A 22,600-nucleotide genomic window follows, 5' to 3' on the forward strand; every position below is an offset into this window, starting at 1 on the left:
TCGAGCACGACGCGCACCCTGCCGACCGGCGACGTCAGGAGTTCAGGCGGACTGCGTCCGTGAGCGTCATCACCATCTCCCTGGGCCTTGCTTGGCAAATGCGGATCATATCCTGGCCGGGATGCGGCCGGCGATATCCGTGATCTCATTCATCCGCTCGAACATGTGGTCGGGCCCCCGAGCTCGCAGCGCCGCCGGGGCCGCGTAGCCCCAGCAAACCGCGCCGCAGGCAATTCCGATAGTGCGTGCCGCCTCGATGTCGCGGACCTCATCGCCGATCGAGATGACCTTGCCAGGCTCAACACCCGCGCGCCGGATGACTCGACGGAATTTTGCGGCCTTGCCGAACAGTGACGCCGAGCAGTCGAAATGCGAAAACAGTGCGGCGGACTCGCCGAGCTTCTCGCGCGCATTGGCTTCGCTGTCGGAGGTCACCAGCGCGAGCTGCACGCCGTTGTCGGCCAGCGTCCGCAGCATCGTCTCAACGCCCGCAAACAGCGAAATCTCGCCAGCTGCCTCCGCCTTCAACCGCCGCGCATGCCGCGCGATCGCCGGCAGCTTCCACAATGGCACCTCGAGCCGGGTCAGGATCTCGCGGCTCGACGCATGCCTGAGCTCCTCGATATCCTCATCCCTTACGCGGCGAAAATTGAAGCGATCGGCGACGTCGTTGATGGTGCGCAGGAACCAGGGAAAGCTGTCGGCGAGGGTTCCGTCGAGGTCAAAGATGACGAGGGCATAGGGCATGGGGGCTGATTTTGAGCTCACCGACGAGCGAGAGGTCGCGTGCTAGTATTCGCGAGTTCGAGCACAGCCATGCGACACGAGCGGATCGAAATCAACCTGCAATCATGGGCGGCAAGCCAATGCTCTGGCTCGCCGATGAGTGCATCGCTGCCTCCCCTGTACGAGAGCCGCGCGCCGGTCGCGACGTGCCTTATATCGCCGAATATGCCGCGAGCCTGAGCGACATGGAGGTAAGGGCGCGCGCGGCCCGGTATCGCCATTAAGCGGACTTGACGGCGCTCGAGGAAACGGTGGCGGACCGGAGCCGCTCACTGGCCCATTCAGCAAAAGCAGCGTGTGCGGAGGGATCGGAAAAGGCTCGCGCCGGTATGAAAAAGCCTTGCCCTGAATTGTACCATATCCCCACCATGGTCGATGCATCTGTCACGCCCTTGATGGAATGCCAGCACGTCCTCCGGCGTTCGCTGCCGGGGGTTCTGACGACAATCGAGCTATCGTCAAGAGTGACGTTCCATGTCATTTGCGCTACGCGATCTACCTCAAACAGGTTGTCCTGGATTCGTCGGATGATCCGCAATGTTAGGAAAAATGCCTGAATCTGCCCAAGTACGAGGCAGACTACCAATACAAACAGAGTTTGCAGTGTGATAGACCCGCTATCATCAGGACAGCCCAAATGTTGAGCGCTTGAACTTGGTAGGCTTCCGTATCGAAGTGCACCTTTAGACGTTTGCCTACAAGTTTTCGGAAGGATCTATCTTCCTCTATTGTGATGTTGAATTGGAAACGAAAGCTTGACTGATCAATTACGTCGCTCAAATCTCATCTCCGCGGCGAAGCCAATTGAGTATAGTCATCACCCGCGAGATAACCATAGGTTGTGTCGGCTAATAGCGTAGTCGTCTGAACAACTTTGCGCATCTGCGAAGGGGCCGCCCGATGTGGCAGCCCGGTCTCCGATGATTGTCTGATGTCGTCCGTTAAGAAGCCGATTGCAGCGGTGAGCGGTCGCTGATGGCTGCGATGAGGGTGGCCAGGAAGAGGCACCAAAGAACCCTCAGCCAGGCGAGGATGCGGCGGAAGTTGTGACCGACGGCAGAGAGGATGACGTTGGCGGCATCGCCGGCGCGGCCTTTGAGGTAGCAGCGGCCGAGGTGACCATCGGCCTTCAGGTGTCCGATGACGGGTTCGATGGCGGAGCGGCGGCGCAGCTCGCGCTTGATGATACCGAAGACGCCGCGCTTCTGGCCGGAGATGAAGACACGGCGCGGGTTCTGCGCGTCATGGCCGCGGTATCCCTTGTCGACATAGGCCCGCTCGATCGGATAGCCGGTGAGTGTCTCGGTGCGGTCGATGACGTCCCGCAGGGTGTGACCGTCGTACGGGTTATCGGGTAGCGCCCTGGCGTGCAGCACGAACAGGCCGCCGGGAGCACGGCGGTTGTTGGTGACGATGGAGGCTTTGACACCGAACTCGTAAGGCGCGGCTGCTTTGCCCTTGCCGATGCACTCGACCTCCGGAGCATGGAAGGAATACAGCTTCCAGCCGCGCTGGCGCTGCTGCTGCGAGCGGATCTGCGCGGCCCGGCTGAGCGGCAGGGCGAAGGCGTTCTCGAGCACGGCCTGAGCTTCGATCTTGCGGCGGATATCGCGGATGATCCGGCCCAACCGGCTGCGCAGGATGCGCAACTGCCGCTGATGCCGTTGGAATTGCTTGGCATGGGCGTAGCGGGAAGCCATCATGGCCGCGGTCTTGGCAATGCGAAGATAGGACTGCCGCAGCCTGATCCCGTGCTTCCTCGCTAGACGGTTGAGCCCCTTGATCGCCGCGTGCAGCAGCTTGGCATCGGTCGGGAAGGTGATGGCCTTTGGCTGCACCGTGGTATCGACTGTGACCCGCTTGAGGTCTTGGCCGCGTAACGCGCCGGCCTCGTGCGCCACCCGCAGGCTCTCGGCCAGCAGCAGTTCCAGCTTGTCGCCGAGCCGCTTGCGCCAGTGGCTCAGGTCCGAGCGCTCGTGCGGGAAGGCGTGCTGGAAGAACTCTTCGCCGGTGAAGTACTGGAAATATGGGTCGTGGACCCAGCGCTCGCAGACCCCTCATCGGACAGGCCGTAAATGTGCTTGAGCAGCAGCAGCCCGATCACGAAGCGGGTCGCGATGCCGGGCCGGCCGTTCTCGCTGTAGAGCGGCGCGATCTCGCCGTCGATCCAGTCCCAATCGACCTTGCCAGCGAGCTGAACCAGCTCGTGCTTCATGTTGATGATCTGGTCCAGCCTGGCCCGGAACAGATCGCCCGATCCCGTCGTCCTGTGCTTCTTCGGTCGCATCGCCACCTCCGATGCGGCCACCGAATCATGTCTGGCGATTCGACGGAATCCTGAAAATGAAATTGCAAGGTTCCGATGCCCGAAGCATCAAAACCCTGCAATCCTAAAACACCCCGCAACCACAAATGCGATTCCAGCTCAATCGCTTAGCCGCTCTTCACGGATGACTCTGATTGCAGACCTTTGGTTTCGCGTAGATTGGCCGAGTCCAAACCGACCCTCACTCCGCCGCCTCGCTCGCCGCACGCCTCCGCTTCGGCTTTCGCGCCTTCTCCAGTACCGGAGCCAGGAATTTCCCCGTATAGCTCCGCGGCGCCTTGACGATATCTTCCGGCGGGCCCCAGGCGACGATCTCGCCGCCGCCATCGCCGCCTTCGGGGCCGAGATCGATGACCCAGTCCGCGGTCTTGATGACTTCGAGATTGTGCTCGATGACGACGACCGTGTTGCCCTGCGCGACCAGCTCGTGCAGCACCTCCAGCAGCTTCTTGACATCGTGGAAGTGCAGGCCGGTGGTCGGCTCGTCCAGGATGTAGAGCGTGCGGCCAGTGGCGCGCTTGGACAGCTCCTTGGCGAGCTTGACGCGCTGGGCTTCGCCGCCTGAGAGCGTGGTGGCCTGTTGGCCGACATGGATGTAGTCGAGGCCGACGCGGTGCAGGGTCTGGAAGGTCTCGCGCACGCGCGGCACCGCCTTGAAGAACTCGGCGGCTTCCTCGACGGTCATGTCGAGCACGTCGGCGATGCTCTTGCCCTTGAACAGCACCTCCAGCGTCTCGCGGTTGTAGCGCTTGCCCTTGCAGACGTCGCAGGTGACGTAGACATCGGGCAGGAAGTGCATCTCGATCTTGATGACGCCGTCGCCCTGGCAGGCCTCGCAGCGGCCGCCCTTGACGTTGAAGGAGAAGCGGCCGGGCTCGTAGCCGCGCGCCTTGGCTTCGGGAAGACCCGCGAACCATTCGCGGATCGGCGTGAAGGCGCCGGTGTAGGTCGCGGGGTTGGAGCGCGGGGTGCGGCCGATCGGCGACTGGTCGATGTCGATGATCTTGTCGATGTGCTCCAGGCCTTCGATGCGATCGTGCGGCGCGGCACCTTCGCTGGCATTGTTCAGCTTGCGGGCGATGGCGCGGTAGAGCGTGTCGATCAGCAGCGTCGACTTGCCGCCGCCGGAGACGCCGGTGACGCAGGTGAACAGGCCAAGCGGAATCTCCGCCGTGACGTTCTTGAGATTATTGCCGCGCGCGTTCACCACCTTGATGGTGCGGCGGTGGTTCGGCGGACGCCGCTCCGGCACCTCGACCTCGAGTTCGCCGGTGAGATACTTGCCGGTGAGCGATTTCGGGTTGCGCATGATGTCGGCGGGCGTGCCTTCGGCGACGATGTTGCCGCCATGCATGCCGGCGCCGGGGCCGATGTCGAGCACGTAGTCGGCGAGGCGAATGGCATCCTCGTCATGCTCGACCACGACCACGGTGTTGCCGAGGTCGCGCAGCCGCTTCAGCGTATCGAGCAGGCGGGCGTTGTCGCGCTGGTGCAGGCCGATCGAGGGTTCGTCGAGCACGTAGAGCACGCCCGTCAGGCCGGAGCCGATCTGCGAGGCCAGGCGAATGCGCTGGCTCTCGCCGCCGGACAGCGTGCCGGAGGAGCGCGACAGCGTGAGATAGTTGAGGCCGACGTCGAGCAGGAAGGTGAGGCGCTCGCGAATCTCCTTCAGGATGCGGCCGGCGATCTCGTTCTGTTGCTTGTTCAGCGCCTCGGGCACGCCCGCGAACCACTCGCCGGCCTTCTTCACCGACAGCTCCGAGATCTCGCCGATATGCTTGCCGCCGACCTTGACGCAAAGCGCCTCGGGCTTCAGGCGGAAGCCATTACAGCCCTCGCAGGGCACGTCGTGGAAGTACTTCGCCAGCTCCTCGCGGGCCCACTCGCTTTCGGTTTCGCGGTAGCGGCGGTTGATATTGGTGATGACACCCTCGAACGGTTTCTTGGTGTCGTAGGAACGCACCCCGTCTTCATAGGAGAACTTGATCTCGTCCTCGCCCGAGCCGTAGAGGATCGCGTTCTGCGTCTTCTTCGGCAGATCCTTCCACTTGGTGTCGAGCGTGAACTTGTAGTGCTTGCCGAGCGCGGTCAGCGTCTGCACGTAATAGGGCGATGACGATTTGGCCCAGGGCGCGATCGCGCCCTTGCGCAGCGTCAGATCCTTCTCGGGGATGACGAGATCCTCGTCGACATGCTGCTCGACGCCGAGGCCGCCGCAGGCGGGGCAGGCGCCGTAAGGATTGTTGAAGGAGAACAGGCGTGGCTCGATCTCGGGAATGGTGAAGCCGGACACCGGGCAGGCGAACTTTTCCGAGAACAGGATGCGCTCGGGGCCGCTCTTGTCGTGGATCTTGGCGGTCTTCTTTTTCTCTTTCTCTTCGGCGGGCGCGGCTGCGGGCGCGTCGGCGAACTCGACGACGGCGAGCCCCTCGGCGAGCTTCAGCGCGGTCTCAAAGCTCTCGGCGAGGCGCTGGCCGATGTCGGAGCGGACCACGATGCGGTCGACCACGACGTCGATGTCGTGCGGGAATTTCTTGTCGAGGCTTGGGGCTTCCGCCAGCTCGTAGAAGGTGCCGTCGATCTTGACGCGTTGAAAGCCCTTCTTGAGCCATTCGGCGAGCTCTTTCTTGTACTCGCCCTTGCGGCCGCGCACGACCGGCGCCAGCAGATAGAGGCGGGTGCCTTCGGGCAGCGCCAGCACACGATCGACCATCTGCGAGACGGTCTGGCTTTCGATCGGCAGGCCCGTGGCGGGCGAATAGGGCACGCCGACGCGGGCCCAGAGCAGGCGCATATAGTCGTAGATCTCGGTCACCGTGCCGACGGTGGAACGCGGGTTCTTCGACGTCGTCTTCTGCTCGATCGAGATCGCCGGCGACAGGCCGTCGATCTGGTCGACGTCGGGCTTCTGCATCATCTCCAGGAACTGGCGGGCATAGGCCGACAGCGACTCGACGTAGCGGCGCTGGCCCTCGGCATAGATGGTGTCGAAGGCGAGCGAGGATTTGCCGGAGCCGGAGAGGCCGGTGAACACCACCAGCTTGTCGCGGGGAATCTCGACGTCGATGTTCTTGAGGTTGTGCTCGCGCGCGCCGCGGATCGTAATTGCGCGCAGGCTGGAGCCCGCGTTCTGTTGTTGGCGCTTCGCCCTGATCACTTCGTCCATCCCGCTGGTCCCTCAAGGAATCCAAAGACGCGCGATCGCGCCAATGCAAAAGGCGCGCTTCGCCCGGAACCGGGATCGGCGCCGATGGGTATGGCAGCGAACGTAGGAAGAACGGCGGAGGATTTCCAGTGGGACTTGCGAATCGTCAACGGATTGTTGGCGCGCTGGCGGCAAGTGGCAGCAAGCGGGCGCGGAACTGCACCTGAACAGCCCGCCGCAACAAAAAGGCCAGCGCGAGGCCGGCCTTTCGTGGCGATGTGACGTCGGTCAGCGATCAGTACTTCGCGACGACAGGGCCGCCGAAAGTGTAGTTCAGGCGAACGGTGCCCATGTCGACGTCCTGCTTGATACGGTCGGTCCGGTCGTTGATGCCAAGCACAGTGAAATTGAGGTTGCGGCCGCCCATGAACAGGTGGTCGTATTCGATGGCAACGGACCAGTTCGGTGCGAAACCGAATTCGAGGCCGGTGCCGACCGCGCCACCCCAGCGGGTCTCGCTTGCGCTGTCGACGACCACGCCGCCCAGAAGGCCGTTATATTTGGCGTGCGTGACCGCGGCGCCGCCCTTCACGTACCAGAGCACGTTGTTCCAGGCATAGCCGACCTGGCCGGTGAACAGGCCGATCGCATCGATTTTGGTCTGATTGACGACCGGCGCGAATGCGGCAAGCGGGCTCGCATTCGACCCCTTCAGATTGGCCCAGTCTCCTTGAGCTTCGAGCCCGAACACCCAGTTGGCCGCCTGCCAGCGATAGCCGACCTGACCACCGACGAGTCCACCGGTCGCGTTGTGACAACCTTCGGACACGACCGGGATTGGCGCGCCGAGCACAGCATTGAGATCCCAGCAATTGCGGCTCGAGGCACCACCGCCGTTGATGCCGAGGTAGAAGCCGCTCCAATTGTACATCGCGACTGGCGCGACCGGAGCTTTGGTGTAGGGGCGGGCCGCCAAATCGGCTGCCGAGGCCGGTGCCAACGCGCTGAGTGCGAACAAACTGGCCGAAGCCAGCAAAAGCTTCTTCATATCCATTCCCCAGTTCCGTTTCCATTCCGGCCTTCCGGAGAGCGGAAGAGCAGCGGACCCTATGACTCAAGTAACGTGGTGATTTTACACCACCGAAGCCAAAGGTTGTGTCTCCCTGGAGCCACATCTCGGCGAAAACGCTGGGGGCGGGCTGGCGTATTGCTACGCGCCTGAAAACAACAAAAAGGCCGGCGCGAGGCCGGCCTTTCGTAACGCGGGTAGCGTCAGAGACGCAGCTCAGTACTTCGCGACGATCGGGCCGCCGAAGTGATAGTTCACGCCGACCTGCACGGTGTGGAAGTTGAGCGTGCCGGTAGGAATGGCGCCCGAGAAGTAGGTCTCGCCGCCCAGGCTGCGATAGAGGTACTCGCCCTTGACCGACCACTGCGGAGCGAAGAACGCCTCGACGCCCGCACCAACGGTCCAGCCGGAGTGGAACTTGCTGTCGGAGACCGAGAGGGCTCCCAGGCTGGCGGTGAGCTTGTTGTCGATCCAGGCGTAACCACCGGTGCCGTAGAACAGCACGTTGTTGACAGCCCAGCCGATGCGGCCGCGCACGGTGCCCATCGCGTCGGTCTTCGAGGTCAGCGAGGCGGGGACGCCACCGACGCCGGGGACGAAAACCACACCTGCAGCCGTCGCGCTGACGTCGGCCCAGGCGCCATCGGCCTCAACGCCGAACACCACGTTGCCGGTCTGCCAGTTGTAACCGGCGGTGCCACCGACGAAGCCACCCTTCATCTTCGGGTCGCCCGAAGCGTTTTCCCACGCGCCGCCGCCGACGATACCGAGGTAGAAGCCGGTCCAGTTGTAGACAGCAGCGACCGGAGCGACCGGAGCCTTGGTGTAGGGGCGCGCCGCGAGGTCAGCGGCCGAGGCCGGAGCGGCGAGAGCGAGCAAACAGGCCGAAGCCAGCAAAACCTTTTTCATTTTCAACTTAATCCCAGTCCCAGTTTCTGTTGTTGCCTTCCGCGACGGAAGGGCAGCGGACTCAACGGCCCAACTGATGCCATCTCTACACCACCAAAGGCGCACGTTGTGTCTCCGAAAAGCCACATAGCCGCAAAAGGTGATGGTTACTGACTTATTACTTCCAAGCGATCGAGCCGAAACAAGAAAGGCCGGCGCAAGGCCGGCCTTTGATCTCCGAATAATTTCAGCGAGATATCAGTACCTCGCGATCGCCGGGCCACCCCAGCGATAGTTCACGCGGATGAGGCCGATATCGACGTCCTGGCTGATGCGCTCGGACCGTGTGACGACACCGAGCGGGGCAATGGCGAAATTGCCGGATCCGGTGAAGTTGATCGTGCGGTTGCCGAGGAAGATGTGGTCGTACTCCAAGCCGACTGACCAGTTCGGCGCGAATCCGAACTCGATGCCTGCACCGACCGTGCCCCCCCAACGGGTCTCGTTGGCGCGATCGAATTCGAGGCCTGTCGCCAGATCGTAGGTGCGATAGCGATCCCCGACGACGGCGCCGCCGCCCTTCACGTAGAGCAGCACGTTATTCCAGGCGTAGCCGACCTGGCCGGTGAGCAAACCGAAAGCGTTGATCTTGGAACGATCGCGCAGGCCAGTCAGCGGGCTGATGTTGTCGCCGGAGAAGTCGGCCCAGTTGCCTTGGCCCTCGACGCCGAACACCCAGTTCGCCGACTGCCAGCGATAGCCGACCTGGCCACCCACCGTGCCGCCCGTGGCGTTGTGGCAGCCTTCACCGACCAGAACGCCCGTCACGGGCGTCACGAAGTCCCAGCACTTGTGGCTCGTGCCGCCGCCGCCGTTGATGCCGATGTAGAAGCCGCTCCAGTCGTAGATGGCAGCGACCGCCGGCGCCGGAGCCTTGGTGTAAGGACGCGCTGCGAGATCCGCCGCGCTTGCAGGAGCCGACAGGACCAACGCCATTGCACCGATTGCACTAAACAGAATCTTATTCATTGCAGTCTCCCCACTTTCGTCCGCTTCTCGAAATCCCCAAAGCGGCTGATCAGGCGCGACGCCCATATGAACTAATTCCGAGGCAACCGTAGCCTAAGGAAAGAGCAGAGTCCGTCTCCGAAATGCCACACTCGGCGACCGACTGAAGTGGCTGCAACTTGATGAATGTTAAGTGGTTTTTGCCGTTCACGGGAACCCGGAAAGGTTCCATCGGAGGAATTGTCTTTTTATCGGCACGCGACCGAATGTTCTGGTGCGTCGCCGCAAAGAACAAATCTGGAACAAAGCCGATGGTGATGCTATATGTGGGGATAACCCTGGGGGTGCCGGGCTGACCGGTGCCCGCAAGCGTATAGGGTCGCCTCGACGGGGCGCAGAGCAACGCGGGCAGCGGATTCGCCCTTTTGAAATTCAGTGGCATTCGGAGTGGAGAGCGGCGATGGCGGGAAGCGTCAACAAGGTCATTCTGGTTGGAAATCTCGGCAAGGATCCTGAAATCCGCCGCACCCAGGACGGGCGGCCGATCGCGAATTTGAGCATCGCCACCTCGGAGACCTGGCGCGACAAGAACACCGGCGAGCGCAAGGAAAAGACCGAATGGCATCGCGTCGTGATCTTCAATGAAGGGCTCTGCAAGGTCGCCGAGCAGTACCTGAAGAAGGGCGCGAAGGTTTACATCGAGGGCGCGCTGCAGACCCGCAAATGGACGGACCAGAGCGGCGTCGAGAAGTACTCGACCGAGGTCGTGCTCCAAGGCTTCAACTCGACGCTGACCATGCTCGACGGCCGCGGTGGCGGCGGAGGAGCCGGCAGCTTCGGCGACGAGCCGGGCGGCGATTTCGGCTCCTCCGGTCCCATCAGCAGCGCACCGCGCCGTCCGGTTGCCGCCGGCGGTGGCCGCAACAGCGACATGGACGACGATATCCCGTTCTGAGCGTGCGTCGTGTCAGCAATTCTTACTAATTGATAGGGCGGGCTCGGATTTTCCGGGCCCGCTTCATGTTTGGGATGAGGTCCGCGTTGCGCCCATGCGAAGTTGGCCGACGGGGCGGCTTCTCGCGTGATCAGCCAGGCGCGACGGGTGGTTCTGAAGGGCCGATTCCGGGAGCGGTTCAGGGGCTGGTCCGGAGCCTTAAGTTATTGGAAAAATAAGCGGAAAAAGCGCTTTCGAGGGGGCTGCAAGGGTGGTTATCCGACCCTGGATGCGCTATATGATTCCCAGATAAAACCTCACCGGATTTCCCCTTGGCTGACGACGACAACAAGCCCGGCGACCAGCCGGCGCAACCCTCGGACATTCGCCCCGTTTCCATCTACGAGGAGATGAAGAAGTCGTACCTCGATTACGCCATGAGCGTGATCGTGGCGCGCGCGCTGCCCGATGCGCGCGACGGGTTGAAGCCGGTGCACCGCCGCATCCTGTTCGCGATGAACAATCGCGGCGACACCCCGGACAAGAAGCACAAGAAGTCTGCCGGTGCCGTCGGCGAAGTCATGGGTAAATACCACCCGCACGGCGACCAGGCGATCTACGACGCCTTGGTGCGCATGGCGCAGGACTTTTCGATGCGCGCGCCCCTGATCGACGGACAGGGCAATTTCGGGTCGGTCGACGGCGATCCGCCGGCGGCGATGCGCTACACCGAGTCGCGCCTGACCAAGATCGCGCTGAAGCTGCTCGAGGACATCGACGACGACACGGTCGACTTCCAGGACAACTATGACGGCTCTGAAAAGGAGCCGGTGGTTCTGCCCGCGCGGTTCCCGAACCTGCTGGTCAACGGCGCCGGCGGCATCGCGGTCGGCATGGCCACCAACATCCCGCCGCATAATCTCGGCGAGGTGATCGACGCCTGTGTGGCGCTGATCGACAATCCGTCGCTGACCATCGACGAGCTCAACAACATCATTCCGGGGCCGGATTTCCCGACCGGCGGCATCATCCTCGGACGCCAGGGCATCCGCAGCGCCTACCATCTCGGCCGCGGCTCGATCGTGATGCGCGGCAAGGTCACCTTCGAGACGATCCGGAAAGAACGCGAGGCGATCGTCATCACCGAGATCCCGTATCAGGTGAACAAGGCGACGATGGTCGAGCGCATCGCCGAGCTCTACAAGGAAAAGAAGATCGAGGGCATCTCCGACCTGCGCGACGAGTCCGACCGCGACGGCTATCGCGTCGTCGTCGAGCTCAAGCGCGATGCCGTGCCCGACGTGGTGCTGAACCAGCTCTACAAGTTCACGCCGCTGCAGACGAGCTTCGGCGTCAACGCCGTCGCGCTCGATTCCGGCCGTCCGCAGACCATGAACCTGAAGGACATGCTGACGATCTTCGTCGGCTTCCGCGAGCAGGTCGTCACGCGACGGACCAAGTACAAGCTGCGCAAGGCGCGCGAGCGCGCGCATGAGCAGGTCGGCCTTGCCATCGCGGTCGCCAATATTGACGAGATCATCAAGGTGATCCGGCACTCGCCGACGCCGGCTGCGGCGCGCGAGACCCTGATGACGCGCGACTGGCCCGCCCGCGACGTCGAGGACATCATCACGTTGATCGACGATCCGCGCCACCGCATCAATGCCGACGGCACCATTCGCCTGTCGCTGGAGCAGGCGAGGGCGATTCTGGAGCTGCGCCTCGCGCGCCTCACCGCGCTCGGCCGAGACGAGATCGGCGAGGAGCTTTCCAAGCTCGCCGGCGAGATCAGCGACTATCTCGACATTCTGCGTTCCCGCGCCCGCATTCTCGACATCATCAAGACCGAGCTCGCCGAGGTGAAGGCGGAGTTCGCCACGCCGCGCCGCACCGTCATCATGGAGCAGGAGGGCGAGGTCGAGGACGAGGACCTGATCCAGCGCGAGGACATGGTCGTCACCGTCTCCCACGCCGGCTACGTCAAGCGCGTGCCGCTGTCGGCCTATCGCGCCCAGCGCCGCGGCGGCAAGGGCCGCGCCGGCATGCAGACCCGCGACGAGGATTTCGTCAGCCGGCTGTTCGTGGCCTCCACGCACACGCCGGTGCTGTTCTTCTCCTCACGCGGCCAGGTCTACAAGGAGAAGGTCTGGCGGCTGCCGATGGCTGCGCCGAACGCACGCGGCAAGGCGCTGATCAACATCCTCCCCCTGGAGCAGGGCGAGCGCATCACCACCATCATGCCGCTGCCGGAGGATGAATCGACCTGGGGGCAGCTCGACGTGATGTTCGCCACCACGGGCGGCAACGTCCGTCGCAACAAGCTGTCCGACTTCGTCGACGTCCGCCGCTCCGGCATCATCGCGATGAAGCTGGAGGAGGGGGAGGCGATCGTCGACGTGCAGATCTGCACCGAACGCGACGACGTGCTGCTGACGGCTGCCGGCGGCCAGTGCATCCGCTTCCCGGTCACCGACGTGCGCGTGTTCACCGGGCGCACCTCGATGGGCGTGCGCGGCATCGCGCTCGGCGAAGGCGACAAGGTGATTTCGCTGGCGATCCTGCGCCACGTCGAGACCACCTCGGACGAGCGTTCGGCTTACCTGAAGATGCGCCGCGCGGTGGCTGGCGAAAGCGCGGCCGAGGAGCCGGCAGCGGACGCCGAGGCCGAGGAGGCCTCCGGCAGCTTCCAGCTGCCGCAGGAGCGCTATGTCGAGATGTCGGCGCAGGAGCAGGTCGTGCTGACGGTATCCGTCAACGGCTACGGCAAGCGGACCTCGTCCTACGAGTACCGCACCACGGGCCGCGGCGGCAAAGGCATCGTCGCCATGAGCGTCAACAACCGCAACGGCAACCTCGTGGCGTCCTTCCCGGTGGAGGAGGCCGATCAGATCATGCTGGTCACAGACAAGGGCCAGCTGATCCGCTGCCCGGTCGAAGGCATCCGCATCGCGGGCCGCTCGACGCAGGGCGTGATCGTGTTCGACACCGCCGAGGACGAGCACGTCGTCTCGGTCGAGCACATCACCGAAGAGGCCGAGAACGGCAACGGAGAGAGCGGCAACGGTAGCGGGGCCTAGGGCATGATCCGGAAAAGTGCGCAGCGGTTTTCCGAAAAGATCATGTTACAGCCCAAAGCGCGATGACGACGATTTATCCTGATCTCATCGCGCTTCAGGCTGGCCCGGAAGCCGACGCAGTTGTATCGCAACGCAGGTTGGAGATGAATTCTCCGATCTGGGCGATGGCTGCATGGGCTTCCGGCAGCACCGGGACGAAGAGCTGGAACACGTGCGGCATGCGCGGCCAGACCTCCAGGCGGCTCCGCGGATCACCGTTTTTCAGCTTGTTGGCCATACGGACCGCGTCATCGCGCAGGATCTCGTCGCTGCCGACTTGGATCAGCACCGGCGGAAGGCCGAATGCATCGCCATAGAGCGGCGATGCACGGGGGTTATACGGGTCGGCGCCTGCCAGATAGCAACGCACGAATTCCGGAATATCGTCCACGTTCAGCATCGGATCTGATGCGGCATTCTCGGTCAACGAGGGCGCGGTGAGCGCCAGATCGGTCCAGGGCGACATGGCAACCGCGGCGGCAGGAAGCGGCTTGCGTTCGTCACGCAGTCTCATGAGAAGGCACAGAGCCAATCCTCCACCGGCTGAATCACCCATCACGAACAGTTCGCTTGGATCGGCCGTCTCGCCGGCGAGCCAGAGAAAAGCCGCCACGGCATCGTCCAGTGCGGCCGGAAACGGATGTTCGGGGGCGAGGCGATATTCAAGCGCCCAGACCGTCGACTTGGTCACATTGGCAATGCGCCAGGTGAAATGCCGATAGTAGATCGGCGCGCCCGAAATATAGGCGCCACCGTGAAGATACAGCATGTTGCGCCCCGGGCGCGACGCCGGGGTGGCGATCCGGTGCAATCTGAGGTGACCGACCTGTACGACGCTTGTCTTGGTGCTGCGTGGCGGGCGAGGCACCCACCTCTCCATGCGATGCATGTTTGCCCGCCACGTTCCGACATCGAATGGCCGACGGTGCCGTTTCAGGAACATGCGGATGCCGAGGCGCAGCATTTCCCCGCGCAGGCTCATGGTGCGTCCTTTTGATTCATTCGCGTGGGTCTTACGACCTGAATGCGGCCGCCTTTGGCAAATGCAGCCGTTCGGGTTCGCCGGATCCGGTGTCGACCAGCAGGCCATCCTCGATCTCGACGATGCGATCCGCAAAGGGAATGACTCGCGGATCATGGGTCACGACGAGCACGGCGCGTTCGCGCTGATGTGCGGCGTCTGCGAGAATCCGCATGATGCTTCGTCCGTTATTGCCGTCGAGCGCGGCCGTCGGCTCGTCGGCGAGAATGACCGAGGGATTGGCGACGAAGGCTCGCGCGATCGCGACCCTCTGCTGCTCACCGCCGCTGAGCTCGCCCGGCAAGGTATCGGCCTTCTGCTCCAGACCAACCAGGTTCAGCGCTTCCCGCGCGCGTTTCCCGGCTTTGCGCCCACGCTCGTGACGGATGTCGAGCGCGAGCTGCACGTTCTGCGCTGCAGTGAGCGTCGGAAACAGATGATAGGACTGGAACACAAAGCCGATATGGTCGCGCCTGATTTGGGCTAGTCCCTCCTTGTCGACACCCGACGTGGGCGTGCCGCACACGGTGAGTGTACCCGAGCTTGGTGCCAGCATGCATCCGAGCACGAGCAGCAGCGTCGTCTTGCCGCTGCCCGAGGGCCCCATCAGCAGTGTGAACTCGCCCCGCCGCAGCGTCAGGTCGATCCCGCGCAGCGCCTTCACCTCACCGGCGCCACGCCCAAGCGTCTTCTTGATTCCGGCCGCCTCAATGATGATTTCGTTCATCGCATGAATACCGTTGCTGGATCGATCCGCACCACGCGCACGATTGCACCGATCGCCGACGCCACGCACATCACGACCGTCAGCACGAACAGGGCTGCAATCAGCCACGGCGTGATGACGATCGGCAGCGCGCTCTTGGCAGTCATCTCCACGACGACGGCGCCAATCGCACCCGCGATGACGAAGCCGATGATCGCGTTGAGGAGCGCCTGATAGATGATGACCCTGTAGATATATCCATTCGAAGAACCCATTGCCCGCAGGGTGGCGAATTCACTGAGGTGATCCTTGGTGCTCGAATAGAGCGTTTGCGCGACGATGACGGTGCCGACGATCACTCCCAGCAATGCACCTGCAAATAGCGCAGCGCCGGCGCCCGTTCCGAACAGCCAGAACGAGCGGCTACGGCTGCGGAATTCATCGGTGGTGAGCACCTCGTGCTCACCAACTTGAGAGCGAATGGCCTTGAGAACTGTGTCGCGATCGGCGTCGGGCTTGAGGCGCACCAGGAGATCGCTGGCGCGATCCGGGAAGGTTCCGGTGTGGGTGCGAGCGTTTTTCAGGTCCACGAAGACGTAGGGCGTGGTGGTGAAGGAGCGGATGCCGTCGGTCAAGGCCACGACCTTCACGCGGCGGCCGCGGATCTCGGCCGTTGATCCGATTTTTGAGACGCCGAGGCGATCGTAGTAGGAGCGGTCGACGACCACCGCTCCATTTTGCGACAGCGCGCGAACGTCACCCTCGACCACGTTCCATGGCCTCAGGCTTCCATCACGCAAATCGGCGCCGACAACGAAGATGGGTGTCATCTCGCCGCTCTCGAGGCGCCAGTCCGAGAAGCCGATGACCAGCGGGACCACGGAGGCGACGCCGTCGACGGACATGACCTTGTCGCGCAGCTTCGCATCCAGCAGCGAGGGATCCTCGAAGCATTTCGCTCCCTTCGGCAGCACCCAGAGATCGGCCGATGCATGGTCGATCATCGTCGTCACCATGCGACCGAAGCCCAGGAACAGGCCCATCTGGATCATCACCAGGACGACCGAAAAAACGATGCCGACGAGCGTCGCGACAAAGCGCAGGCGGTCGTGGAAGAGATTGCGGGACGCGAGCGTCGGGACCAGTGACATGGACGTTCCGTCATCGAGGTTGATCTGAGATAGCGCCCTTACCGGGGAATCCGGAATGCCGGTGGCCCAGCAGTCTCGCGCCTGCGGCCAGGAATCCGCTCGCGGCCCAGCTCAGAGCCAGCGCCACAATGAGGACGAACGCGGCTTTGGCGGCGGCGTTCAGTCTCGTGTCGAGCAGTGCATATTGCAGCCACAGCACGAACGGGTAATGCGTGAGGTAGATGCCGTAGGCATTGGTGGAAAGGCTGTCGGCGACCGCCGACCTGCGACGCAACAATGCCAGCGAACTCGCCACAAAAGCGATCACGCCCGTCGCGCATGCAGGGGGAAACGCGAAAGCAGCGGCGATCCGGTACGCCGGCGGACTGGCATTCCAGTCCGGCATGGTCAGTGCGGTCAGCCCGCCCCATACGGCAAAGCAGGCGAAAGCTGCGGCAACCCACGTTGGCCAGTGGTGCGCGAGGGGGCCGTCGATGCGGAAGACGCTGCGATCAGAGCCGTAGCTGCCGATGGCGAGCCCCGCGGAGAAATAGAGGAGATAGTGCAGCGGGCGGCTTAGCTGGAAAGACAATGGGCCGAAAAAGGTCCATTCCCAGGGGGTGAAGATCATCGCGAGCGGGACATAGGCCAGTGCCGACAGACTGGTCAGGCCTGCGAAGAGGAGCAGGGGACGATCGTCGCATTTGGCGACGATGAAGCTCGCGGCGCGTGGCCACGATGGCACGAGCTCATGCAGCGCAGCAGCCAGTGCGCTGAGCAGCAGAAGCTGCCACAAGAACCATTGCGGGCCCGAGGGCCACATCGGCAAAGCGCGCCAGTGCTGCCAAAATGCCGCAGGCGACGGGTCGGTCGCGGTCGTCAGATACGAGGCGTAGTACGCCACCGGACTGAGGAGGACGACGGCGAGGACGAAGGGCAATCCAATTCGCCACCAGCGATCCGCGAGATAGGCGGCGGCGCCCTTGCGGATCAGGCCACGCGGGGTGAACAGGCCCGCCAAAAGGAACATCAGGGACATCAAGCTGACGTCTTGCCATGCGCAGAACAGGTCCAGCCCAAACCAGCGCTCGCTGTCGATGATCGGAAACGCGATCCAGCGATAGGGCGACGCGTCGAAGGCGAACGGATGCGGCGGCTGAGAGGCGAGGTACGGAAGGGCCGAATGGAAGGCGACCACGATCAGGATGACGACGGCGCGCAAATTGCTGAATGTGACGTTGGCGCCAGAGTTCATGGGGGAGCACCAGCCCGGGATTGATCTCGCCGGAACCAACCGAAAGCCGATCCACCTGGTTCCAATTCGCCGACGGGCAATTTCAGATTGGATCCGCAGCGGACGCGGTTTTGCTGAAGCCAACGCCTCCAGGGCCAGGCGCGCTCGCTGGTGGGCTACGAGGCGGTCGAAAGCTCTCTCGTCAAATCGGCAAGCGCCTCCCGCTTTCCGATTTGTGCCATCCAGCACCAAAGGGGACGCTCAATCTTGCCATAGCCCGCGAGCAGTCCCTCTCGTTTCGGCGCATCGTCAACGTCGCGAAGAAGCCCAGAACGTAGACCCTCCTTTGCCATCTTCCACTGCAGCGATGCAGGGTAGGCCTTGAGGACGCAAGCAGGCGAATCCGCCGCCATGATCTCCAGGACGGTACCGATCTCCCTGCCATGCAGTTCGGCGACGTCCAGCACCGAGGCCTGCGGAAAGATCCGACCGATGATCGACTGCACCTGATCGAACGAGATTGTCAGCCGAGGTTTCAACTGCAGAGGCGGATCGCTGGACATTTTCGCACCTGCCTCATGCAGCAATCCGGGGCTCTCACGCTTGTCGAGAAACCCGGATTGCGCTTGCCGCTCCACTCGGGCTACGCGCTTCCGCTAAATCTCCAGCTCCGTCCCGAACTCCACCACCTGCTTGGTCGGCACGCCGAAGAACGCGGCGGAGCGTTCGGCGTTGCGCTGGAGGAAGGCAAACACGCCTTCGCGCCAGACCCACATTCCCGGGACGTCCTCGCGCGGGATGATGGTCTCGCGGCCAACGTAGTAGGTGATGTCGGAGAGGTCGATGCCGGGCAGCTTGCCCAGGCGGCAGATGAGCTTCAGTCCTTCATAGATCGTCGGGTTCTGCATGAAGCCGTAATGCAGGATCACGCGGGTGATGCCCGGGATGATCTCGAGCACCTCGGCGCGTTCCTCGTCGGGAATGTGCGGCGATTCCTCGATCAGCACGGTGACCAGCAGCACGCGTTCGTGCAGCACGCGATTGTGCTTGACGAACTGGGTCAGCGCCAGCGGCACGCCGCGCGGCGCGGAGGCCAAAAACACCGCGGTCCCGGGCAGCCTCGCCCTGCACTGGTTCACGACGGTCTCGATCAGGTCCTCCTCGGGTTGGCGCAGCCGCGCCCGCGCCGCCTCGACCAGCTTCACGCCGCCGCGCCAGGTCAGCATCAGGAACGCAACGAGGGCCGCGAGCAGCAACGGAAACCAGCCGCCCTCGAACAGCTTGATCGAGTTGGCCGAGAAGAAGATCACGTCGATCACGAAGAAGGCGCCGTTCACGGCAACCACCAGCCAGGGCGAATAGCCCCACTGGATCGCCACCAGCGCCGCGAGCAACGTGGTGATCGCCATCAGCAGCGACACTGCGATGCCATAGGCGCCGGCGAGCGCGTCCGAGCTGCCGAAGCTCAGCACCGCCCCGAGCGTTGCGGCAGCAAGCAGCCAATTGACCAGCGGCACGTAGATCTGGCCGATCGCAGCGCTCGTGGTGTGGCGGATCTGCATGCGCGGCAGGAAACCGAGCTGGATCGACTGCTGTGTCAGCGAAAACACGCCGGAGATGATCGCCTGCGAGGCGATCACGGTCGCGACCGCCGAGAAGGCGACCAGCACATAGTGCAGGGCGTCGGGGCAGAGCTGGAAGAACGGATTCTCGATCATGGCGGGATCGGTGATCAGAAGCGCTGCCTGGCCGAAATAATTCAGCACCAGCGCCGGCAGGCAGACCGCGAACCAGGCGAGCCGGATCGGGAAGCGCCCGAAATGCCCCATGTCGGCATACATGGCTTCGCCGCCGGTGACCGCGAGGAAGGCGGCGCCGAGAATTCCGAAGGAGACGTGAAAATCCTGGTGGATCAGGAAGTCGAAGGCATAGAGCGGGCTGAGCGCCGCCAGCACCGCCGGCGCCTTGACGATGCCGTGGATGCCAAGCGCGGCAAGCACGACGAACCAGGCCAGCATCACAGGGCCGAAGATGCGGCCGATGAAGCCGGTGCCCTGCTTCTGCATCATGAACAGCCCGATCAGGATGGCGACGGTCACGGGCACCACGGCCGGTGCCAGCGAGGGGGCGTCGACCTTGAGGCCTTCGATGGCGCTGAGCACCGAGATCGCCGGCGTGATCGCGCCGTCGCCATAGAGCAGGGCGGCGCCGATGAGGCCGACCACCAGGAGATGGGCGCGCCATGTGCCTGGCTGGGCGTGGCGGGCATGCAGCAGTGCCAGCAGCGCGACGATGCCCCCTTCGCCGCGGTTATCCGCGCGCAGGATCAGCAGCGCGTATTTCAGCGAGATGATCAGCAGCAACGCCCAAAGGATCAGCGAGGCAACCCCCAGGACAGCGTCCTGACTCAGCGTGCCTCCATGAGCAGCCGCCTTGGCGGCTTCCTTCAGGGCGTAGAGGGGACTGGTGCCGATATCGCCGTAGACCACCCCAAGGGCGCCCATGGTCATGGCAAGCGGCAGCGCGTCGGGGCGATGGCCGGAGGCGACTGCGGGCGTACTGGACAACGGCAACTCCCCCGATGGAAACGCGCCCGTCGGGTCATTCCGATGGGGGCGAGCACGATGCAGTTTGCGACGAGACGTCGCAAATATCCACGGGGTTTATCTTGAGGGGGCTTCCTGACGCGAAACTTACAGGTCCGACTACGGGGTGCGGTCGGCTGTCACGAGGCGGGCCTCGCGGACACTGGCCTTGCTGCCGGCGCGGCGCAGGCAGGACGCCTCGAAATTCGGCCAGGCCTGCTGTGAGCAGTCGCGGCCGATGGTGCGGATGTCGAGCCGGTCGCTCTTGGCCAGCGGCTGCGGCACGCTGGCTTCGACGGTCGGGGCAAAGCCGGGCAGGAGGGTGAGGGCTGCGGCAACACACGCAGAGACTGCGATCGCTGAAATGGTCTTGATCATTGACGGTCCCCTGTGATGCGGCCGCCTCGCCCAGTGTGCGGCCCGTCATTCGTTGGCTGGATTAGTAACCATGGCCAGTTTCCGGACGTCTTCGCGGAGGCTGGAAATGGTTTCGTTCGCGCTCCGTTTTGTTTCGTCGCTGCCCGAGGACGAAACAAAACGGCCATTGCCGACGTCCGGCGAGACATTTTCCGTGTAAAAGGTCCGGAAACGGACAAGGAACCTGCCCGGCTTGCCGGGCCGGGCCGGGCGCGGTAGGACGGGGCCATGTCGCGCATTGCCTTCTACCCAGGTTCCTTCGACCCCATCACCAACGGCCATCTGGACGTGGTCCGGCACAGCGTCTCGCTGTGCGACCGGCTGGTGGTCGCGATCGGCGTGCACCCAGGCAAGAAACCGCTGTTCTCCACCGAGGAGCGGCTGAAGATGCTCCATGACGTCTGCGGGCCAATCGCGGCCCAGGCCGGCTGCGTGCTCGAGGCGACGACGTTTGACGATCTGTCGGTGACCGCGGCGCGCAAGCACGGCGCGATCATCATGATCCGGGGCCTGCGCGACGGCACCGATCTCGATTACGAGATGCAGCTCGCCGGCATGAACGAGGCCATGGCGCCTGAAGTGCATACGGTCTTCCTGCCGGCCTCTCCCATGGTCCGCCCGATCACCGCCACTTTGGTGCGCCAGATCGCCGGCATGGGCGGGGATGTCTCGGCCTTCGTCCCGCCGCAGGTCGCGGCACAGCTCAAGGCCAAATTCGCCGGTTAACGGCCCGCTTCCTTTCTCATCCTGACCGGAGTTGTCATGATCCGAATTTTCGCAGTTCTTGCCGCGCTTGTGTTCGCGGTGCCGGCGGTGGCGCAGCAATTGCCGGCAAACCTCGACAAGGCCAATGCCATCGTCATCGACAGCACCAAAGGCCGCATCGTCATCAAGCTCAGGACCGACATCGCGCCGCAGCATGCCGAGCGCATCAAGCAGCTCGCGCGCGAGGGCTTCTACAACAACGTGCCGTTCCACCGTGTCATGGACGGCTTCATGGCGCAGACGGGCGACGGCCAGAACGGCAACGGCACCGGCGGCTCGAAATATCCGAACCTGAAGCAGGAATTCTCCAAGGTGCATTTTGCCCGCGGCATCGTCGGCATGGCCCGGCGCGGCGACAGCGTCGACAGCGCCAACTCGCAGTTCTTCATCATGTTCGCCGACGGCGGCAGCCTCGACGGCCAGTACACGGTGATCGGCGAGGTCGTGCAGGGCATGGACGTCGTCGACAAGCTGAAGAAGGCGCCCCCCGGCTCGCCCGGCGGCACCGTCACCGATCCCGACAAGATGGTGAAGGTGCAGGTCGCCTCCGACATCAAGTAGGAGCGGCCATGGCGCGCCGCGGTGGCAAGCTCCTGCTGGTTGCCGCGATGCTGCTGCTCGGCGTTCCCCGTGCGGCCGCGGAGGACGCGCAGGTCAACACCATCCAGGACATCTTCCGGCACTTGCGTACCTGCTGGAGACCGCCGTCGCCGGCCAAGGCGCGCCCCCTCGACATCACCGTCGTCGTGAGCTTTAACCGGGCCGGAAACATTCTGGGCCATCCGAGGATTACCTATGAATCCGCGGAGGCCTCCGACAACGACCGGCTGCAATACCGGATCGCGGTGATGGAGGCGTTGCAACGCTGCACGCCGGTGCCATTTACCGATGCAATGGCCGGCGCCGCGGCGGGACGTCCATTCGCGATCCAGTTCCGCAACCGGAAGACTTCACCTCCAACACAAGAGAGACGAGCATGAGCGTCACCGAAAACACCCTGATCCTCGAGACAACGCAGGGTCCCGTCACCATCGAGATGCGGCCCGACCTCGCGCCGAACCACGTCGCGCGCATCAAGGAGCTCGTGCGCGAGGGCTTCTATGACGGCATCGTGTTTCACCGCGTGATCGAGGGCTTCATGGCCCAGACCGGCTGTCCGCATGGCACCGGCACCGGCGGCTCCGGCAAGAAGCTGAAAGCCGAGTTCAACAAGGAGCCGCATGTGCGCGGCACCGCCTCGATGGCCCGCGCCGCCAATCCCGATTCCGGCGACAGCCAGTTCTTCATCTGCTTCGACGATGCCCGCTTCCTCGACAACCAGTACACGGTCTGGGGCAAGGTCACCGAGGGCATGGAGAACGTCGACAAGATCAAGCGCGGCGAGCCCGTGATGAATCCTGACAAGATCGTCAAGGCGCGGATGGCCGCGGACAAGGAGTAAGCACGCGACCCTCATCCTGAGGAGCGCGG

18 protein-coding genes and 1 pseudogene are annotated in these 22,600 nt (G+C 63.6%); 6 read left to right on the top strand and 13 right to left on the bottom strand.

Annotation, left to right across the window (positions count from 1 at the left end; translation table 11 throughout):
* Positions 1 to 105: 105 nt before the first annotated feature.
* The 6 genes and pseudogenes from BRAD3257_RS19535 to BRAD3257_RS19560 form a co-directional block, all read right to left on the bottom strand.
* Complete coding sequence (locus BRAD3257_RS19535) at positions 106 to 747, bottom strand: HAD family hydrolase (RefSeq protein WP_122403154.1); 642 nt, start codon at positions 745 to 747, stop codon at positions 106 to 108.
* Positions 748 to 1,727: 980 nt separating this feature from the next.
* Positions 1,728 to 3,073, bottom strand: a pseudogene (locus BRAD3257_RS19540) (IS5 family transposase).
* A gap of 220 nt (positions 3,074 to 3,293) precedes the next feature.
* Positions 3,294 to 6,278: an excinuclease ABC subunit UvrA gene (gene uvrA / locus BRAD3257_RS19545; protein ID WP_122403155.1), complete on the bottom strand. Its 2,985-nt coding sequence runs from the start codon at positions 6,276 to 6,278 to the stop codon at positions 3,294 to 3,296.
* A gap of 274 nt (positions 6,279 to 6,552) precedes the next feature.
* Positions 6,553 to 7,305, bottom strand: a complete 753-nt coding sequence (locus BRAD3257_RS19550; RefSeq protein WP_122406661.1) for an outer membrane protein — start codon at positions 7,303 to 7,305, stop codon at positions 6,553 to 6,555.
* A 237-nt stretch (positions 7,306 to 7,542) separates the two neighbouring features.
* Positions 7,543 to 8,235 (bottom strand): outer membrane protein, encoded by a 693-nt coding sequence (locus BRAD3257_RS19555; RefSeq protein WP_122403156.1) that lies wholly within the window; start codon positions 8,233 to 8,235, stop codon positions 7,543 to 7,545.
* A 237-nt stretch (positions 8,236 to 8,472) separates the two neighbouring features.
* Positions 8,473 to 9,243 carry an outer membrane protein gene (locus BRAD3257_RS19560; RefSeq protein WP_122403157.1) on the bottom strand — a complete coding sequence of 257 codons (771 nt, stop codon included), beginning with the start codon at positions 9,241 to 9,243 and terminating at the stop codon, positions 8,473 to 8,475.
* Between the two features lie 439 nt (positions 9,244 to 9,682).
* Here BRAD3257_RS19560 and BRAD3257_RS19565 point away from each other — a divergent pair, with 439 nt between their 5' ends.
* Positions 9,683 to 10,177: a single-stranded DNA-binding protein gene (locus BRAD3257_RS19565; RefSeq protein WP_122403158.1), complete on the top strand. Its 495-nt coding sequence runs from the start codon at positions 9,683 to 9,685 to the stop codon at positions 10,175 to 10,177.
* Positions 10,178 to 10,488: 311 nt separating this feature from the next.
* Entirely contained in the window at positions 10,489 to 13,233 is a 2,745-nt protein-coding gene (gene gyrA, locus BRAD3257_RS19570) for a DNA gyrase subunit A (protein ID WP_122403159.1), read from the top strand.
* Positions 13,234 to 13,327: 94 nt separating this feature from the next.
* Here gyrA and BRAD3257_RS19575 read toward each other — a convergent pair whose 3' ends face one another.
* The 7 genes from BRAD3257_RS19575 to BRAD3257_RS19605 form a co-directional block, all read right to left on the bottom strand.
* Positions 13,328 to 14,254, bottom strand: coding sequence for an alpha/beta hydrolase (locus BRAD3257_RS19575; RefSeq protein ID WP_160118824.1), 927 nt, complete (start codon positions 14,252 to 14,254; stop codon positions 13,328 to 13,330).
* Positions 14,255 to 14,285: 31 nt separating this feature from the next.
* Positions 14,286 to 15,020, bottom strand: a complete 735-nt coding sequence (locus BRAD3257_RS19580; protein WP_122403161.1) for an ABC transporter ATP-binding protein — start codon at positions 15,018 to 15,020, stop codon at positions 14,286 to 14,288.
* Positions 15,017 to 16,150, bottom strand: a complete 1,134-nt coding sequence (locus tag BRAD3257_RS19585) for an ABC transporter permease (RefSeq protein WP_122403162.1) — start codon at positions 16,148 to 16,150, stop codon at positions 15,017 to 15,019. The genes BRAD3257_RS19580 and BRAD3257_RS19585 overlap by 4 nt, the downstream gene beginning before the upstream one ends.
* Positions 16,151 to 16,160: 10 nt before the next feature.
* The gene (locus tag BRAD3257_RS19590) at positions 16,161 to 17,351 is read right to left on the bottom strand and encodes an acyltransferase family protein (protein WP_160118825.1); all 1,191 of its coding nucleotides are present in this window, start codon (positions 17,349 to 17,351) and stop codon (positions 16,161 to 16,163) included.
* Between the two features lie 188 nt (positions 17,352 to 17,539).
* On the bottom strand, positions 17,540 to 17,926 hold the full coding sequence (locus BRAD3257_RS19595) for a hypothetical protein (protein WP_160118826.1): 387 nt from the start codon (positions 17,924 to 17,926) through the stop codon (positions 17,540 to 17,542).
* Between the two features lie 93 nt (positions 17,927 to 18,019).
* Positions 18,020 to 19,873 carry a potassium transporter Kup gene (locus BRAD3257_RS19600; RefSeq protein ID WP_122403165.1) on the bottom strand — a complete coding sequence of 618 codons (1,854 nt, stop codon included), beginning with the start codon at positions 19,871 to 19,873 and terminating at the stop codon, positions 18,020 to 18,022.
* 195 nt (positions 19,874 to 20,068) lie between these two features.
* Positions 20,069 to 20,326, bottom strand: a complete 258-nt coding sequence (locus BRAD3257_RS19605; RefSeq protein WP_122403166.1) for a hypothetical protein — start codon at positions 20,324 to 20,326, stop codon at positions 20,069 to 20,071.
* Between the two features lie 267 nt (positions 20,327 to 20,593).
* Between BRAD3257_RS19605 and coaD the strand changes: the two genes are divergently transcribed.
* From coaD to BRAD3257_RS19625, 4 genes are read left to right on the top strand one after another with little or no spacing between them, the layout of a single operon-like run.
* Positions 20,594 to 21,091, top strand: coding sequence for a pantetheine-phosphate adenylyltransferase (gene coaD, locus BRAD3257_RS19610; protein ID WP_122403167.1), 498 nt, complete (start codon positions 20,594 to 20,596; stop codon positions 21,089 to 21,091).
* A gap of 36 nt (positions 21,092 to 21,127) precedes the next feature.
* Complete coding sequence (locus BRAD3257_RS19615; RefSeq protein WP_122403168.1) at positions 21,128 to 21,691, top strand: peptidylprolyl isomerase; 564 nt, start codon at positions 21,128 to 21,130, stop codon at positions 21,689 to 21,691.
* A gap of 8 nt (positions 21,692 to 21,699) precedes the next feature.
* Positions 21,700 to 22,110 (top strand): hypothetical protein, encoded by a 411-nt coding sequence (locus BRAD3257_RS19620; RefSeq protein WP_122403169.1) that lies wholly within the window; start codon positions 21,700 to 21,702, stop codon positions 22,108 to 22,110.
* Positions 22,107 to 22,571 (top strand): peptidylprolyl isomerase, encoded by a 465-nt coding sequence (locus BRAD3257_RS19625; RefSeq protein WP_122403170.1) that lies wholly within the window; start codon positions 22,107 to 22,109, stop codon positions 22,569 to 22,571. Before BRAD3257_RS19620 ends, BRAD3257_RS19625 begins: the two co-directional genes overlap by 4 nt.
* Positions 22,572 to 22,600: the final 29 nt, after the last annotated feature.

Origin of the sequence: Bradyrhizobium vignae (genome assembly GCF_900324035.1) — a bacterium.
GTDB lineage: Bacteria > Pseudomonadota > Alphaproteobacteria > Rhizobiales > Xanthobacteraceae > Bradyrhizobium > Bradyrhizobium vignae.